The organism is Pseudomonas sp. 2(2015) (assembly GCF_000955865.1).
Classification (GTDB): Bacteria; Pseudomonadota; Gammaproteobacteria; order Pseudomonadales; family Pseudomonadaceae; genus Aquipseudomonas.
Map to the genome: position 1 here is coordinate 1,031,928 of NZ_JYOF01000003.1, position 14,359 is coordinate 1,046,286.

The window sequence follows — 14,359 nt, forward strand, 5'->3', positions numbered from 1 at the left end:
CACTACACTCGGGCGATTGATCGTTTTGAGGTTGATTGTCCGGTGCCTGTCTTTTTCCGCGTTTTTCTCCTGCTCCTGCCCTTGCTCTTCGTTGCGCCCGCGCACGCCGCCGGCCTGCCGGGCCTGCTCGGCGGCGGCAGCAAGGCCCAGCCCGAAGCTAGCGAACCCCTGGGCCAGTCACTGGACGAAGTCATCAAGAGCCTAGAAAACGACCAGCAGCGGGCCAAGCTGCTGGCCGACCTGAAAAAGCTGCGCGACAGCACCAAACAGGCGCAACCCAGCGCCGAACAAGGCGTACTGGGCCTTATCGGCACGACCTTCGGCGAGCTGGAAAAACAGTTCAGCGGTGAGGCCAGCCCGTTCAACCGCTGGACCCGCGAGCTGGAGCTGGCGCAGATCGAGCTCGACGCCCGCCTGGTGCCCTGGCACGAATGGCCACCGATCCTCTTTGGCTTTGCCGCGATCATCGCCCTGTGGAGCCTGCTGGCCTACGCCCTGAACTGGGTCGGCCACCAGGTCCGGCTGCGCTTTGGCCTGACCGAAGAACTGCCGCAACACCCGCGCACCTGGGACCTGGTGCGCTTCGCCCTGCGCAAGCTCGGGCCCTGGCTGGTGGCGCTGGTGATCACCGTGTACCTGAGCTTTGCCCTGCCCTCGTCACTGGGCAAGTCGATGGCCATGGTCCTGGCCTACGCGCTGGTGGTCGGTACCTGCTTCTCGGCAATCTGCGTCATCGCCTTCTCCCTGCTTGACGGCCCGCACCGCCACCGCGCCCTGCACATCCTGCGCCACCAGGCGTTCCGCCCGCTGTGGCTGATTGGCAGCTTCGCCGCCTTCGGCGAGGCCATGAACGACCCGCGCATGGCCAGCGCCCTGGGCGATCACCTCTCGCACACCCTGGCGACCCTGGCCAACATCCTCGCCGGGCTGTCGACCGGGTTGTTCATCCTGCGCTTTCGCCGGCCCATCGCCCACCTGATCCGCAACCAGCCGCTGTCACGACGGCTGACCCGCCGGGCCTTGAGCGACACCATCGAAATCCTTGGCACTTTCTGGTACCTGCCGGCGCTGGTGCTGGTGGCGATTTCGCTGTTTGCCACGTTCATTTCCGCCGGCGACACCAGCACTGCCCTGCGCCAGTCACTGATGTGCACGGTGCTGCTGATCTTGTGCATGGTCATCAACGGCCTGGTCCGTCGCCACGGGCTCAAGCCGCAACGGGCCAACCGCCGCCAGGCGGTGTACTCGGAGCGCTTGCGCAGCTTTGGCTACACCCTGGTGCACCTGGGCATCTGGCTGGTGTTCATCGAACTTGGCTTGCGCGTCTGGGGCTTTTCGCTGATCACCTTCACCGAGGGCGAAGGCCATGAGGTGGCGGTGCGCCTGTTCGGCCTGGCCGGCACCCTGATCGCCGCCTGGCTGGTGTGGATTCTCGCCGACACCGCCGTGCACCACGCCCTCACCCGCTCGCGCAAAGGCCTGGCCAACGCTCGTGCGCAAACCATGATGCCGCTGATCCGCAACGTGCTGTTCGTGACGATCTTCATCATTGCGGTGATCGTCGCCCTGGCCAACATGGGCATGAACGTCACCCCGCTGCTGGCCGGTGCCGGTGTCATCGGCCTGGCCATCGGTTTTGGCGCGCAATCGCTGGTCGCCGACCTGATCACCGGGCTGTTCATCATCATCGAAGACTCCCTGGCCATCGATGATTACGTCGATGTCGGCGGCCACCTGGGCACGGTCGAGGGCCTGACCATCCGTACCGTGCGCCTGCGCGATATCGACGGCATCGTCCACACCATCCCGTTCAGCGAGATCAAGAGCATCAAGAACTACTCCCGCGAGTTCGGCTACGCGATCTTTCGCGTGGCCATCCCGCACAGCATGAACATCGACCAGGCAATCACCCTGATCCGCGATGTCGGGCAGAAGATGCGCAACGACCCGCTGATGCGCCGCAACATCTGGTCGCCGCTGGAGCTGCAAGGGGTGGAGAGCTTCGAGTCGGGCTCGGCGATCCTGCGTGCGCGCTTCAAGACCGCGCCGATCAAGCAGTGGGAAGTGTCGCGGGCCTTCAACCTGGCGCTCAAACGCCAGCTCGACGAATCCGGCCTGGACCTGGCCACCCCGCGCCTGAGCGTGCAGGTGATCACCACCGACGCCAGCACACCGTTCAGCGAAAGCGCGGCCAAGTCCTAACCGGCTTGGGCCTTGATGCGGATTGCGTCATGGCGCCAATACTCAAGGTCACAGTCGATCAGCCGCCCGTGCTGGTCGCTGTTGACCCGGGTAATGTGCAGGCCGGGGCTACCGGCCGAGACCTTGAGCGCCATGGCCGCCGCCACCGGCAAGGCGGTCGGCAGGATCTCGAAGCGCACCCGTCCGTACTCGATGCCGTAGTGGCCGGCATACAACTCGGTCAGCGAGCGGCTCAGGTCGTGCTCAAGAATGCCCGGGAAGTACTCGGGGTTCAGGTAGTGCTCGGCATACAGCACCGCCCGGCCATCGATCCGGCGTAACCGGCAGATCTGGATCACGCTCGACAGCGGCGCCAGTTGCAGCCGCGCGCACACCGCTGCCGCTGCTGGCTGCAGGCGCGCCGACAACAACTCGGTACGCGCCTCGCGGCCCTGCTCGCGGACCATGGCATGAAAGTGGCTGCGCTCGATCAAATCGTAGGTCAGGCGCTCGGGCGCGACGAACCAGCCGCGGCGTTCCTCGCGGTAAATCAATCCCCGCGCCTCCAGTTGCACCAGCGCCTCACGCAGGGTGATGCGCGTGGTGTCGAACACCTCGCTGAGCTTGCGCTCGGCCGGCAGCTTGCAGCCGGGCGACAGGAGGCCATGCTCAATCTGCTCCTGCAGGGCATGACAGATGGCTGTTACTGCTCGCGGTGGCAGTGGCTGCATCAAAGGTTACCTATCTGGACTAGTCCAGCCCCGGTAGCGCCCCAATCTGGCGCCGTAGGGCTATGAGAATAGTGCAAGCCTAGGCACTGCAGATGAATGCCAGATGACAGTGAGGGTGGTCTACGCTTGATTTCCAGGGGCAAAAGCCCGGCCGGGGCAATGCCTGGACATCAAATTGTCATGCAACAGGCCTACCTTGGCTCAGGTATTGCTGACCTAGACCAACCGAACCGCAACAACGTCCAACAACACCTATTGCGTGTTGTACGGCACCCATCAAGGAGCTTCGGATGAAAAAGCTTTTTCTGGCGTCACTGTTAGGCTCGAGTATCGCGATGTGCACAGCGGCCATGGCCGCCGACACTGACCTCAAGGCCCTCGAGGACGCCGCCCGCAAGGAAGGCGTAGTCAACAGCGTGGGCATGCCCGATGCCTGGGCCAACTGGAAAGGCACCTGGGACGACCTGGCGACAAAATACGGCCTCAAGCACATGGACACCGACATGAGCTCGGCCCAGGAAGTGGCCAAGTTCGACGCCGAAAAAGACAACGCCAGCGCCGACATCGGTGACGTCGGCGCCGCCTTCGGCCCGATCGCGGTGGCCAAGGGCGTGACCCAGCCGTACAAGCCAAGCACCTGGGAGCAGGTCCCGGACTGGGCCAAGGACAAAGACGGCCACTGGGCCCTGGCCTATACCGGCACCATTGCCTTCATCATCAACAAGCAACTGGTGAAGGAGGCAGACATACCGAAAACCTGGCATGACCTGGAAAAGGGCAAGTACAAGGTCGCCATCGGTGACGTCGGCACCGCCGCCCAGGCTGCCAACGGCGTACTGGCAGCCGCCATCGCCTACAAGGGCGACGAGACGAACATCGAACCGGGCCTGCAACTGTTCACCAAGCTGGCCCAGCAAAAACGCCTGTCGCTGGCCAACCCGACCATCCAGACCCTGGAAAAGGGCGAGATCGAAGTCGGCGTGGTCTGGGACTTCAACGGCCTGAGCTACCGCCAGCAGATCGACCCGAAACGCTTCGAGGTGCTGATCCCGTCTGACGGTTCGGTGATGTCCGGTTACACCACCATCATCAACAAGTACGCAAAAAACCCCAACGCCGCCAAGCTGACCCGCGAGTACATCTTCAGCGATGCCGGGCAGATCAACCTGGCCAAGGGGCATGCCCGGCCGATCCGTGCCGAGCACCTGAAACTGCCGGCTGAGGTACAGGCCAAACTGCTGCCCAACGAGCAGTACAGCGCCGCGCAGCCGATCAAGAATGCCGAAGCCTGGGAAGCGACCTCCAAGGCCCTGCCGCAGAAGTGGCAGGAGCAAGTGATCATCGAGATGGAGTGAACCTTCAGGGGGTGTCAGGCAATACCTGCTGCCCCCAATCGCTGGCAAGTGGGTGCTGGCTTGCCAGCGATGAGGTCAGCACAATTGCGGAGTTCCTATGAGCCACAACGTCATTCTGGTCCTGCTCGATGGCCTCAACCATCAGGTCGCGCACCACGCCATGGGCCATTTGCATGCCTATGTCGAAGCCGACCGTGCAGCGCTTTACCGGGTCGAATGCGAGCTGCCGTCGTTGTCACGGCCGCTGTACGAATGCATCCTCACCGGGGTCGCGCCGATCGACAGCGGCATCGTCCACAACAACGTCAACCGCCTGTCCAACCAGCGCAGCGTGTTCCACTACGCCCGCGAAGCCGGCCTGGGCACGGCCGCGGCGGCCTATCACTGGATGAGCGAGCTGTACAACCGCTCGCCCTTCGACCCGCTGCGCGACCGCCACACCCACGCCCCCAAGCTGCCGATCCAGCACGGGCTGTTCTATTACGCCGACCACTACCCCGATTCGCACCTGTTCGCCGACGCCGAGTACCTGCGCCGTCGTCATGCACCGAATTTTCTCCTGGTGCACCCGATGAACATCGATGACGCCGGCCACCGCCACGGCCTGGACAGCAGCCAGTACCGCAACAGCGCGCGCAGCGCCGATATCCTTCTGGCCGATTACCTGCGCACCTGGCTCGAAGAGGGCTATCAGGTATTGGTGACCGCCGACCACGGCATGAACAACGACCGCTCGCACAACGGCCTGCTGGCCGAAGAGCGCGAAGTGCCGCTGTTCGTCTTTGGCCAGGCGTTCAGCCTCGACCCGGCGGCCAAGCCGTTGCAGACCGAACTGTGTGGCACCATTTGCGAGTTGCTCGGCGTGCCCCACGACAAACCGGTATGCCGGGAGCTGCTCAAGTGAATTCGATCAAGCGCGGCAAATGGCTGGCCCTGCTCTGCCTGGTGCCTTTCGCGGTGTTTTTCATTATCTTCCAGATCGCCCCGCTGGCCTGGGTCATGCTCCACAGCGTGCAGGTGGAATCTAGCTGGGGCCTGGACAATTTCAGCAAGATATTCAGTTCCAGGTTCTACCGCCAGGCAATCCAGCACAGCCTGGAGATCAGCTTCTGGTCGAGCCTGTTCGGCATCCTCATCGCCATCCTCGGCAGCTACTCGTTGCGCCGGGTCGACTCGCGCCTGCGCGATTTCGTCAACGCCTTCGCCAACATGACCAGCAACTTCTCCGGGGTGCCGCTGGCCTTCGCCTTCATCATCCTGCTCGGCTTCAACGGCGCGCTGACCATGCTGCTGAAGCAGGCCGGGATCATCGAAGACTTCAACCTCTACTCCAAGACCGGGCTGATCATCCTCTACACCTATTTCCAGATCCCCCTCGGCGTGCTGCTGCTCTACCCGGCCTTCGACGCCCTGCGCGAAGACTGGCGCGAGTCCGCCGAGCTGCTCGGCGCCGGCGCCTGGCAATACTGGCGGCACATCGGCCTGCCGGTGCTGACCCCGGCGCTGCTGGGCACCTTCGTGATCCTCCTGGCCAACGCCCTGGGCGCCTATGCCACGGTCTATGCGCTGACCACCGGCAACTTCAACGTGCTGCCGATCCGCATCGCCGCGCTGGTGGCCGGCGACATCTCGCTGGACCCGAACCTGGCCAGCGCCCTGGCGGTCATCCTGGTCGGGCTGATGACCCTGGTGACCTTCGTCCATCAATGGCTATTGAAGCGGAGCTACCATGTCGCGCGCTGAACCGGGCACCTCGTCGCTGTACCACCGCCTGGTGGTCTACCTGCTGTTCATCATCCTCTTGCTGCCGCTGGCCGGCACCCTGCTCTACTCGCTGGCCACCAGCTGGTCGGCGAGCCTGCTGCCCAGCGGCCTGACCTTCAAGTGGTACCTGGCGCTATGGAGCGACCCGCGCTTTCTCGCCGCCTTCGGCCAGTCGCTGCTGGTGTGTATCGGCGCCCTGCTGTTGTCGGTGCTGTTGATATTGCCGCTGCTGTTCGTGGTGCATTACCACTTCCCGCGCCTCGATGCGCTGATGAACATCCTCATCCTGCTGCCCTTCGCGGTGCCGCCGGTGGTGTCGTCGGTGGGCCTGTTGCAGCTCTACGGCTCGGGGCCGATGGCCATGGTCGGCACGCCGTGGATCCTCATCGGTTGCTACTTCACCGTGGCCCTGCCGTTCATGTACCGGGCAATCACCAACAACCTGCAGGCGATCAACCTGCGCGACCTGATGGACGCCGCCCAGTTGCTTGGCGCCAGCACCTTCCAGGCGGCGTTCCTGGTGGTGCTGCCAAACCTGCGCAAGGGCCTGATGGTGGCCTTGCTGCTGTCGTTCTCGTTCCTGTTCGGCGAGTTCGTGTTCGCCAACCTGCTGGTCGGCACTCGCTACGAGACCCTGCAGGTGTACCTCAACAACATGCGTAACAGCAGTGGCCACTTCAACAGTGCCCTGGTGGTTTCCTATTTCCTCTTCGTGCTGGCGCTGACCTGGGCAGCCAACCGCCTGAACAAGGACAAGTCCTGATATGAGCTTTGTCAGCGTACAGAACCTGCAAAAAAGCTATGCCGGCAGCCCGGTGTTCAACGACATCAACTGCCAGATCGAACGCGGCGAATTCGTTACCCTGCTCGGCCCGTCCGGCTGCGGCAAGTCCACCCTGCTGCGCTGCATCGCCGGGCTGACCGCGGTGGACAGCGGGCGCATCTTGCTCGATGGCACCGACCTGGTGCCGCTGAGCCCGCAAAAACGCGGGATCGGCATGGTGTTCCAGAGCTATGCGCTGTTCCCCAACATGACCGTCGAACAGAACGTCGCCTTCGGCCTGCGCATGCAGAAGGTCAACAGCGACGACAGCCAGGCGCGGGTCCGCGAAGTGCTGCAACTGGTCGAGCTGCAGGACTTTGCCCGGCGCTACCCGCACCAGTTGTCCGGCGGCCAGTGCCAGCGCGTGGCCCTGGCCCGCTCGCTGGTCACCCGCCCGCGCCTGCTGCTGCTCGACGAGCCGCTGTCGGCGCTGGATGCGCGGATTCGCAAGCACCTGCGCGAGCAGATCCGCGCGATCCAGCGCGAGCTGGGCCTGACCACCATCTTCGTCACCCACGACCAGGAAGAAGCGCTGACCATGTCCGATCGCATCTTCCTCATGAACCAGGGCCGCATCGTCCAGAGCGGCGATGCCGAAACCCTCTATACCGCGCCGGTGGACGTGTTCGCCGCAGGCTTTATCGGCAACTACAACCTGCTCGACGCCGACAGCGCCAGCCGCCTGCTGCAGCGCCCGGTGAACAGCCGCCTGGCAATTCGCCCGGAAGCCATCGCCCTGAGCCTGAACGGCGAGCTGGAGGGGCTGGTACGCAGCCACAGCCTGCTGGGCAACGTGATCCGCTACCGGGTTGAAGCGCGCGGGGTAGAATTGCTGGTTGATGTGCTCAACCGCTCGTCCGCCGACCTGCACCCGGACGGCCAACGGGTATCCTTGTCGATCGATCCCACCGCCCTCTGCGAAGTCGCCTGAGGGTTGCACAGGAGTTTTTCTGAATATGGCACTCGCGATTTTCGATCTGGACGAAACCCTGATCCACGGTGACTGCGCCACGCTCTGGAGCGAGCAGATGGGCCGTCTGGGCTGGGTCGATCCAGCGTCTTTCATGCGCACCAACAACGAACTGATGGACGCCTACAGCCATGGCAAGCTGCGCATGGAAGACTACATGGCCTTCAGCCTGGAACCTTTGATCGGCCGCACCCCGGAAGAAGTCGAGCACCTTGTAGCGCCCTGGGTGGAAGATTTCATCGAACCGATCATCTTCAGCGACGCCACCAAGACCATCGCCGCCCACCGCAAGGCCGGCGACCGGATCCTGGTGATTTCGGCTTCCGGCACCCACCTGGTCAAGCCGATTGCCGAGCGCCTGGGTATCGATGAAGTTCTTGGCATCGAGCTTGAGGTTGCTCATGGTGTCTATACCGGCAACACCGTCGGTGTGCTGACCTACCGCGAAGGCAAGATCACCCGCTTGCTGGAATGGCTCGACCAGGAAGAAGAGAACCTTGAAGGCGCGAGTTTCTACTCGGATTCACGCAACGATTTGCCGTTGCTGCTGAAGGTGGATTTCCCGCATGTGGTCAATCCGGATCCGGTGTTGCGCGAGCAGGCCGAGAAGAACAGGTGGCCGATTCATACCTGGAAATGAAAAGCATCGCTGGCAAGCCAGCTCCCACAGGTACTGCATACACCTGACCTGTGGGAGCTGGCTTGCCAGCGATTGGCGGACTACACCAGACTCTCGTCGATCACCAGCACCAGCTTGCCCGACACCTGATTGCCGGCAAGCTCGGCAAACGCCGCCTCGGCATCCTTGATCGAGAAGGCCCTGGCCAGTTGCGGCTTGAGCCGGCCTTCGCTGAACAGCGGCCACACTTGCTGGCCGAGGTCGCTGAGCATGTCTGCCTTGAACTGGTCATCGCGGGTGCGCAAGGTCGAACCCAGGACCTGTATGCGCTTGCCCAGCAGTTGCGCCAGGTCCAGCTCGGCTTTGCGCCCGCCCATCAAGCCGATGATCACCCAGCGCCCGTCACGGGCCAGCAGCTTGAGGTTGAGCTCGGCATAGTTGGCGCCGACCGGGTCGAGAATCACGTTGAACGGGGCAAAGTCATTCAGCGCCTCGAGGTCTTCACCGCGAACCACGCCGCCGCTGGCCCCCAGGCCTTCGCAGTAGGCCAGCCGCTCGGCCGAGCCGACGCTGACCCAGCACGGGCTGCCAAAGGCCTTGCACAGCTGGATCGCCGCCGAGCCGACACCGCTGGCCCCGGCATGCAGCAAGACTTTCTCACCGGGCTTGAGCGCGGCCAGCTGGAACACATTGAGCCAGGCCGTGGCATACACCTCGGGGATTGCCGCCGCTTCCTGCAGGCTCAAGCCCTCGGGCACCGGCAGTACGTGGCGGCCATCGACCACCACTTCCTCGGCCATGCCGCCACCGGCGAGCAAGGCACAGACCCGATCGCCGACCTGCCAGGAAGAACCGGCGCCCACTTCGCTGATCACCCCCGAGCACTCCAGGCCGAGAAATTCGCTGGCCCCCGGTGGTGGCGGGTAGAGCCCGGCACGCTGGAGCAGGTCGGCGCGATTGAGGCCGGCGGCGGCCACGCGAATTCGTACTTGACCGATATCGCAAGTTGGACTTGTCGTCGCAACCCACTCCACATGTCCGTCAACGCCTTGCAATGCCTTCACAGTGCCTCCATAGTTGAGTCATGACTGAGCCCGGGAGCTGTAGCCCCGGGCTTTTTGCATTATGCGTCCGGTTTTCATGGAACCGGCGAATTCAAAGACGGCCTAATATGCGTGATCAATTGTCCCTACGTCGAATCAGCATGAAGCATTTTCTGCCAAGCACCACCCTCGCCCTGTTGATCGGTCTGGGCAGTCTGCCATTGGCGGGCAGTGCATGGGCCGCCAACAGCTGGGATAAGCTCCAGCCCGACCGCGATGAAGTGGTCGCCAGCCTGAACGTGGTCGAGCTGCTCAAGCGCCACCACTACAGCAAGCCGCCGCTCAACGATGCGCGCTCGGTGATCATCTACGACAGCTACCTCAAACTCCTTGATCCTGCGCGCAGCTACTTCACTGCCAGCGACATCGCCGAGTTCGACAAGTGGAAGACCCAGTTCGACGATTTCCTCAAAAGCGGCAATCTCGACCCCGGCTTCACCATCTACAAGCGCTACCTGGACCGGGTCAAATCGCGCCTGGACTTCGCCCTCGCCGAGCTGAGCAAGGGCGTCGACAACTTCGACTTCACCACCCATGAGACCTTGCTGATCGATCGCAAGGACGCCCCGTGGATGAAGAACCAGACCGAGCTCGACGACCTCTGGCGCAAACGCGTCAAGGATGAAGTGCTGCGCCTGAAGATCGCCGGCAAAGAACCCAAGGCAATCCAGGAACTGCTGACCAAGCGCTACAAGAACCAGCTCACGCGCCTGGACCAGACCCGCGCCGAAGACATCTTCCAGGCCTATATCAACACCTTCGCCCAGTCCTACGACCCGCACACCAACTACCTGTCGCCCGACAACGCAGAAAACTTCGATATCAACATGAGCCTGTCGCTCGAAGGTATCGGCGCCGTACTGCAAAGCGACAACGACCAGGTCAAGATCGTGCGCCTGGTGCCGGCCGGCCCTGCGGCCAAAACCAAATTGGTAGCTCCGGCCGACAAGATCATCGGCGTGGCCCAGGGCAACAAGGAAATGGTCGACGTGATCGGCTGGCGCCTGGACGAAGTGGTCAAGCTGATCCGCGGGCCGAAAGGTTCGGTGGTGCGCCTGGAAATCATCCCGGCCAGCAACGCCCCTAACGACCAGACCACCAAGATCGTGCCGATCACCCGTGAAGCGGTGAAACTCGAAGAGCAGGCGGCGAAAAAGTCGGTGCTCAAGCTCAAGCAGGACGGCCGTGACTACAAGCTCGGAATCATCGAGATTCCGGCCTTCTACCTCGACTTCAAGGCCTTCCGCGCCGGCGATCCGGAGTACAAGAGCACCACCCGCGACGTTAAAAAACTGCTGACCGAACTGCAGAAGGAAAAAGTCGACGGCGTGGTCATCGACCTGCGCAACAACGGCGGCGGCTCGCTGCAGGAAGCCACCGAGCTGACCAGCCTGTTCATCGACAAGGGCCCGACGGTGCTGGTGCGCAACAGCGACGGCCGCGTCGACGTGCTTGAAGACGAAAACAGCGGCGCCTTCTACAAAGGCCCGCTGGCACTGGTGGTCAACCGCCTGTCGGCCTCGGCTTCGGAGATTTTCGCCGGCGCCATGCAGGACTATCACCGCGCGCTGATCCTCGGCGGGCAGACCTTCGGCAAAGGCACGGTGCAAACCATCCAGCCGCTCAATCATGGCGAGCTGAAGCTGACCCTGGCCAAGTTCTACCGGGTTTCCGGGCAGAGCACCCAGCACCAGGGCGTGCTGCCGGACATCGACTACCCGTCGATCATCGACACCAAGGAAATCGGTGAAAGCGCCCTGCCCGAAGCCATGCCATGGGACACCATCCGCCCGGCGATCAAGCCTGCGGTCGACCCGTTCAAGCCGTTCCTGGCCCAGCTCAAGGCCCGTCACGACAGCCGTACGGCCAAGGATCCGGAGTTCGTCTACATCCGCGACCGCCTGGCCCTGACCCAGAAGCTGATGAACGAGAAAACCGTCAGCCTCAACGAGGCCGAACGCCGTGCCCAGCACGCCGATATCGAAAGCAAACAGCTGGCGCTGGAAAACACCCGACGCAAGGCCAAGGGCGAAGAACCGCTCAAGGAACTGAAGAAGGAAGACGAAGACGCGCTGCCGGTCGAGCCGGACGATACCAAGCCCGAAGACGACGCCTACCTGAAGGAGTCCGGGTTGATCCTGCTGGACTACCTGGGGCTGAATTCGCAGGTGGCGCGCAACAACCCGTAAACCGGTGATGGCAAAATAATGTGACCACGCTTCATTGCGTCATCAAATAGTCATCAGACTGTCGTGAAATAAGGGACTGAGCGCCGCGGGTGCTCAGTCCCTTTTTTCTAGGTAGGCCTGCCATGACCATCAACGAACAGCTCAGCGCGTTGAGCACCATCCTGGCTCAAAGCGGCTTGCACAGCCTGTTCCAACCCATTGTCTGCCTTTCCGAACGGCGCATCCTCGGCTACGAAGCGCTGAGCCGCGGCCCGTCCAACAGCCCGCTGCATTCGCCGATCAACCTGTTTGCCGTGGCCCGCCAGGCCGGGCGCCTGACCGAGCTGGAAGTGGCCTGCCGCGAGAGCGCCTGCCGGCGCTTCAGCCAGCAGAACCTTGAAGGCAAGCTGTTCCTCAACGTCTCGCCCGAGTCCCTGCTCGAACCGCAGTACCAGTCCGGGCGCACCCTGAAGATGCTCCACGAGCTGGGCGTGCCGCCCAGCCGGGTAGTGATCGAACTCACCGAACAGACCCCCACCGACGATTTCCAGCTGCTGTTCAACGCCCTGCACCACTACCGCGACATGGGCTTTTCCATCGCCCTGGATGATCTGGGGGCCGGTTATTCGAGCCTGCGCCTGTGGTCGGAGCTGCGCCCGGACTACGTCAAGATCGACCGTCACTTCATCGACGGCATTCACCTGGATGCGGTCAAGCGCGAGTTCGTCGGCTCGATCCTGCAGATCGCCCGGGCCTCGCGGGCCCAGGTGATTGCCGAAGGCATCGAGCTGGCCGAAGAGCTCAAGGTGCTCACCGAGATGGGCGTCGACCTGGTCCAGGGCTACCTGCTGGGCCGCCCGCAGGAACAGGCGGCGCGCGATGTGCAAAGCATGCTCGGGCAGCCGGTACAGGCGCTGCAGAGCCTCAATGAAGACAGCGGCAACCTCGCCGCGCTACTGATCGAACAACCGGCGGTGAACCGCGAGGCGCCTACCCCGCAGGTGCTGGAACTGTTTCGCAGCCAGGCCAACCTCAATTCCCTGGCGGTACTCGACGCGCATGGGCAGCCGTGCGGCATCGTTCATCGCCATTCGCTCTCCGACGCGCTGCTCAAGCCGTTTGCCACCGACCTGTTCGCGCGCAAGCCGATCAGCCGCTTGATGAGCGATGACTTTCTCGCCGTGGATCTGGGCCAATCGCTGCAACAGGTCAGCCGCCTGCTCACCAGCCGCGCCCGCCAGCGCATCGAGGAAGATTTCATCATCACCCACAACGGCCGCTACCTGGGCCTGGGGCGGGTGATCGACGTGCTCAAGCTGATCACCGAGCAGAAGATCCAACAGGCCCGCTATGCCAACCCGCTGACCCTGCTGCCGGGCAACGTACCGATCCAGCAATGCCTGACCCGCCTGCTGCAACAGCAACGCGCAGCGGCGATCTGTTACGTCGATATCGACAGCTTCAAGCCGTTCAACGATATCTACGGGTATGCCCGTGGCGATGAGGTATTGCTGTGCCTGGCCCAGTGCCTGGGCGAACGGGTCGACCCCAGCCGCGATTTCGTCGGCCATATCGGCGGCGACGATTTCATGCTGGTGCTCGGCTCAGATGATTGGCAACAACGCTTGCAGTTGTTGCTGGAGGACTTTCACAAACAGTGCCGGCGCTTCTACCGGGCCGAGCATCTGCAGGCCGGGTGCTTCATCGCCACCGACCGCCAGGGCCGGCGCCAGGAATTTGCCCTGCTGTCGTTGTCGATCGGCGTGGTGCAGTTGCACCCGCAAGCCTGTGCCGGGCTCGATGCCGGGCAACTGGCGGAGTTGGCCTCACAGGCCAAGCACCAGGCCAAGGATGTGCCTGGGCACAGCCTGTACCTGATCGATACCGCCCCTGGCGCTCAGGCTTCTTCGTGTTCGGGGTAGCTGTACTCGAACACCCGCACCACTTCCGAGGCGTGCCAGGAGGCTGCGGCCATGCCATCGGACGGGCCGGAAAAGCGCCCCAGGCGCTCGACGCATTCGAAGAACCCGGTGCGCGGCAAGCGGCTGGCGCCCTGGCTGATCACCAGCGAGCTGCGCAGCGGCTGCTCGGCGCGGGCGTCGAGCGCAGCCAGGTGCTCCAGCGCCGCGGTCAGCGTTTGCATGGCCGGGCTGGGCAATTGCAGACGCTCGAGCAAGGCCCGGTAGGTCAGCAGGTGGCGCTGGCGGCGGGCGACATCCAGCTCGCCGAGCAGGCCTTCCCAGTGCTGGCGGCTGATGCGCACGCTCACGACGGCTCGCTCCAGCCAGCCACACCCAGCTCCCAGGCCAGGCTGCGGCGAATCGCGGCATCCGGCTGGCGTTCACCGCTTTCGATCAGCGCCAGGTACACCGGGCTGATACCGACGCTGCGCGCCAGTTGCTCCGGCGCCAGGCCCTTGCCCTCACGCAAACGCGCCAGCTCGCTGAAATTCGGCAAGCTGGCGCTGTCGGTGGCGCTTGAAGCTGTGTTTGCGCCGGCAAGTGGCTCGCCTTGCCCGGCAGCTTTAAGCAGTGCCTGGTACTGCTCCCAGGGAACAACCGCGTACTCGGGTTGACCGTCCCGGCTGATGACCTGAATACCCATTACAACCCCCTTGTAGGATTACGATATGTAATCGGTAGGCA

General features: G+C 63.3%; 13 protein-coding genes. 9 read left to right on the top strand and 4 right to left on the bottom strand.

Features of this window, described 5'->3' with window-relative positions; genetic code table 11:
• The first annotated feature begins 42 nt into the window (after window positions 1-42).
• Window positions 43-2,202, top strand: coding sequence for a mechanosensitive ion channel family protein (locus UB48_RS07665; RefSeq protein WP_045195458.1), 2,160 nt, complete (start codon window positions 43-45; stop codon window positions 2,200-2,202).
• Here UB48_RS07665 and phnR read toward each other — a convergent pair.
• Complete coding sequence (gene phnR, locus UB48_RS07670; protein WP_045195459.1) at window positions 2,199-2,912, bottom strand: phosphonate utilization transcriptional regulator PhnR; 714 nt, start codon at window positions 2,910-2,912, stop codon at window positions 2,199-2,201. The two genes, UB48_RS07665 and phnR, sit on opposite strands and share 4 nt — an antisense overlap.
• Before the next feature lie 290 nt (window positions 2,913-3,202).
• On the opposite strand from phnR, the gene UB48_RS07675 reads away from it, so the two are divergent.
• The 6 genes from UB48_RS07675 (at window position 3,203) to UB48_RS07700 (ending at window position 8,464) form a co-directional block, all read left to right on the top strand.
• Window positions 3,203-4,267, top strand: a complete 1,065-nt coding sequence (locus UB48_RS07675; RefSeq protein ID WP_045195460.1) for an ABC transporter substrate-binding protein — start codon at window positions 3,203-3,205, stop codon at window positions 4,265-4,267.
• A 97-nt stretch (window positions 4,268-4,364) separates the two neighbouring features.
• Window positions 4,365-5,171 carry an alkaline phosphatase family protein gene (locus UB48_RS07680; protein WP_045195462.1) on the top strand — a complete coding sequence of 269 codons (807 nt, stop codon included), beginning with the start codon at window positions 4,365-4,367 and terminating at the stop codon, window positions 5,169-5,171.
• A gap of 5 nt (window positions 5,172-5,176) precedes the next feature.
• On the top strand, window positions 5,177-6,010 hold the full coding sequence (locus tag UB48_RS07685; protein ID WP_176794327.1) for an ABC transporter permease subunit: 834 nt from the start codon (window positions 5,177-5,179) through the stop codon (window positions 6,008-6,010).
• Window positions 5,997-6,794 carry an ABC transporter permease gene (locus UB48_RS07690; protein ID WP_045195466.1) on the top strand — a complete coding sequence of 266 codons (798 nt, stop codon included), beginning with the start codon at window positions 5,997-5,999 and terminating at the stop codon, window positions 6,792-6,794. The genes UB48_RS07685 and UB48_RS07690 overlap by 14 nt, the downstream gene beginning before the upstream one ends.
• A 1-nt stretch (window position 6,795) precedes the next feature.
• Window positions 6,796-7,785, top strand: a complete 990-nt coding sequence (locus tag UB48_RS07695; protein ID WP_045195469.1) for an ABC transporter ATP-binding protein — start codon at window positions 6,796-6,798, stop codon at window positions 7,783-7,785.
• A gap of 25 nt (window positions 7,786-7,810) precedes the next feature.
• Complete coding sequence (locus tag UB48_RS07700) at window positions 7,811-8,464, top strand: HAD family phosphatase (RefSeq protein ID WP_045195471.1); 654 nt, start codon at window positions 7,811-7,813, stop codon at window positions 8,462-8,464.
• Between the two features lie 80 nt (window positions 8,465-8,544).
• Here the strand turns inward: UB48_RS07700 and UB48_RS07705 are convergent, their stop codons facing one another.
• Complete coding sequence (locus tag UB48_RS07705; RefSeq protein ID WP_045195473.1) at window positions 8,545-9,507, bottom strand: zinc-binding dehydrogenase; 963 nt, start codon at window positions 9,505-9,507, stop codon at window positions 8,545-8,547.
• Window positions 9,508-9,647: 140 nt separating this feature from the next.
• On the opposite strand from UB48_RS07705, the gene UB48_RS07710 reads away from it, so the two are divergent.
• On the top strand, window positions 9,648-11,735 hold the full coding sequence (locus UB48_RS07710; RefSeq protein ID WP_177329144.1) for a carboxy terminal-processing peptidase: 2,088 nt from the start codon (window positions 9,648-9,650) through the stop codon (window positions 11,733-11,735).
• 122 nt (window positions 11,736-11,857) lie between these two features.
• Window positions 11,858-13,636 (top strand): bifunctional diguanylate cyclase/phosphodiesterase, encoded by a 1,779-nt coding sequence (locus tag UB48_RS07715; protein ID WP_045195476.1) that lies wholly within the window; start codon window positions 11,858-11,860, stop codon window positions 13,634-13,636.
• Here the strand turns inward: UB48_RS07715 and UB48_RS07720 are convergent.
• Together UB48_RS07720 and UB48_RS07725 are read right to left on the bottom strand one after the other, a co-directional pair.
• Window positions 13,612-13,983, bottom strand: coding sequence for a hypothetical protein (locus UB48_RS07720; RefSeq protein ID WP_010224211.1), 372 nt, complete (start codon window positions 13,981-13,983; stop codon window positions 13,612-13,614). The genes UB48_RS07715 and UB48_RS07720 overlap by 25 nt on opposite strands.
• Window positions 13,980-14,318 (bottom strand): helix-turn-helix transcriptional regulator, encoded by a 339-nt coding sequence (locus tag UB48_RS07725; protein WP_045195479.1) that lies wholly within the window; start codon window positions 14,316-14,318, stop codon window positions 13,980-13,982. Before UB48_RS07725 ends, UB48_RS07720 begins: the two co-directional genes overlap by 4 nt.
• Window positions 14,319-14,359: the final 41 nt, after the last annotated feature.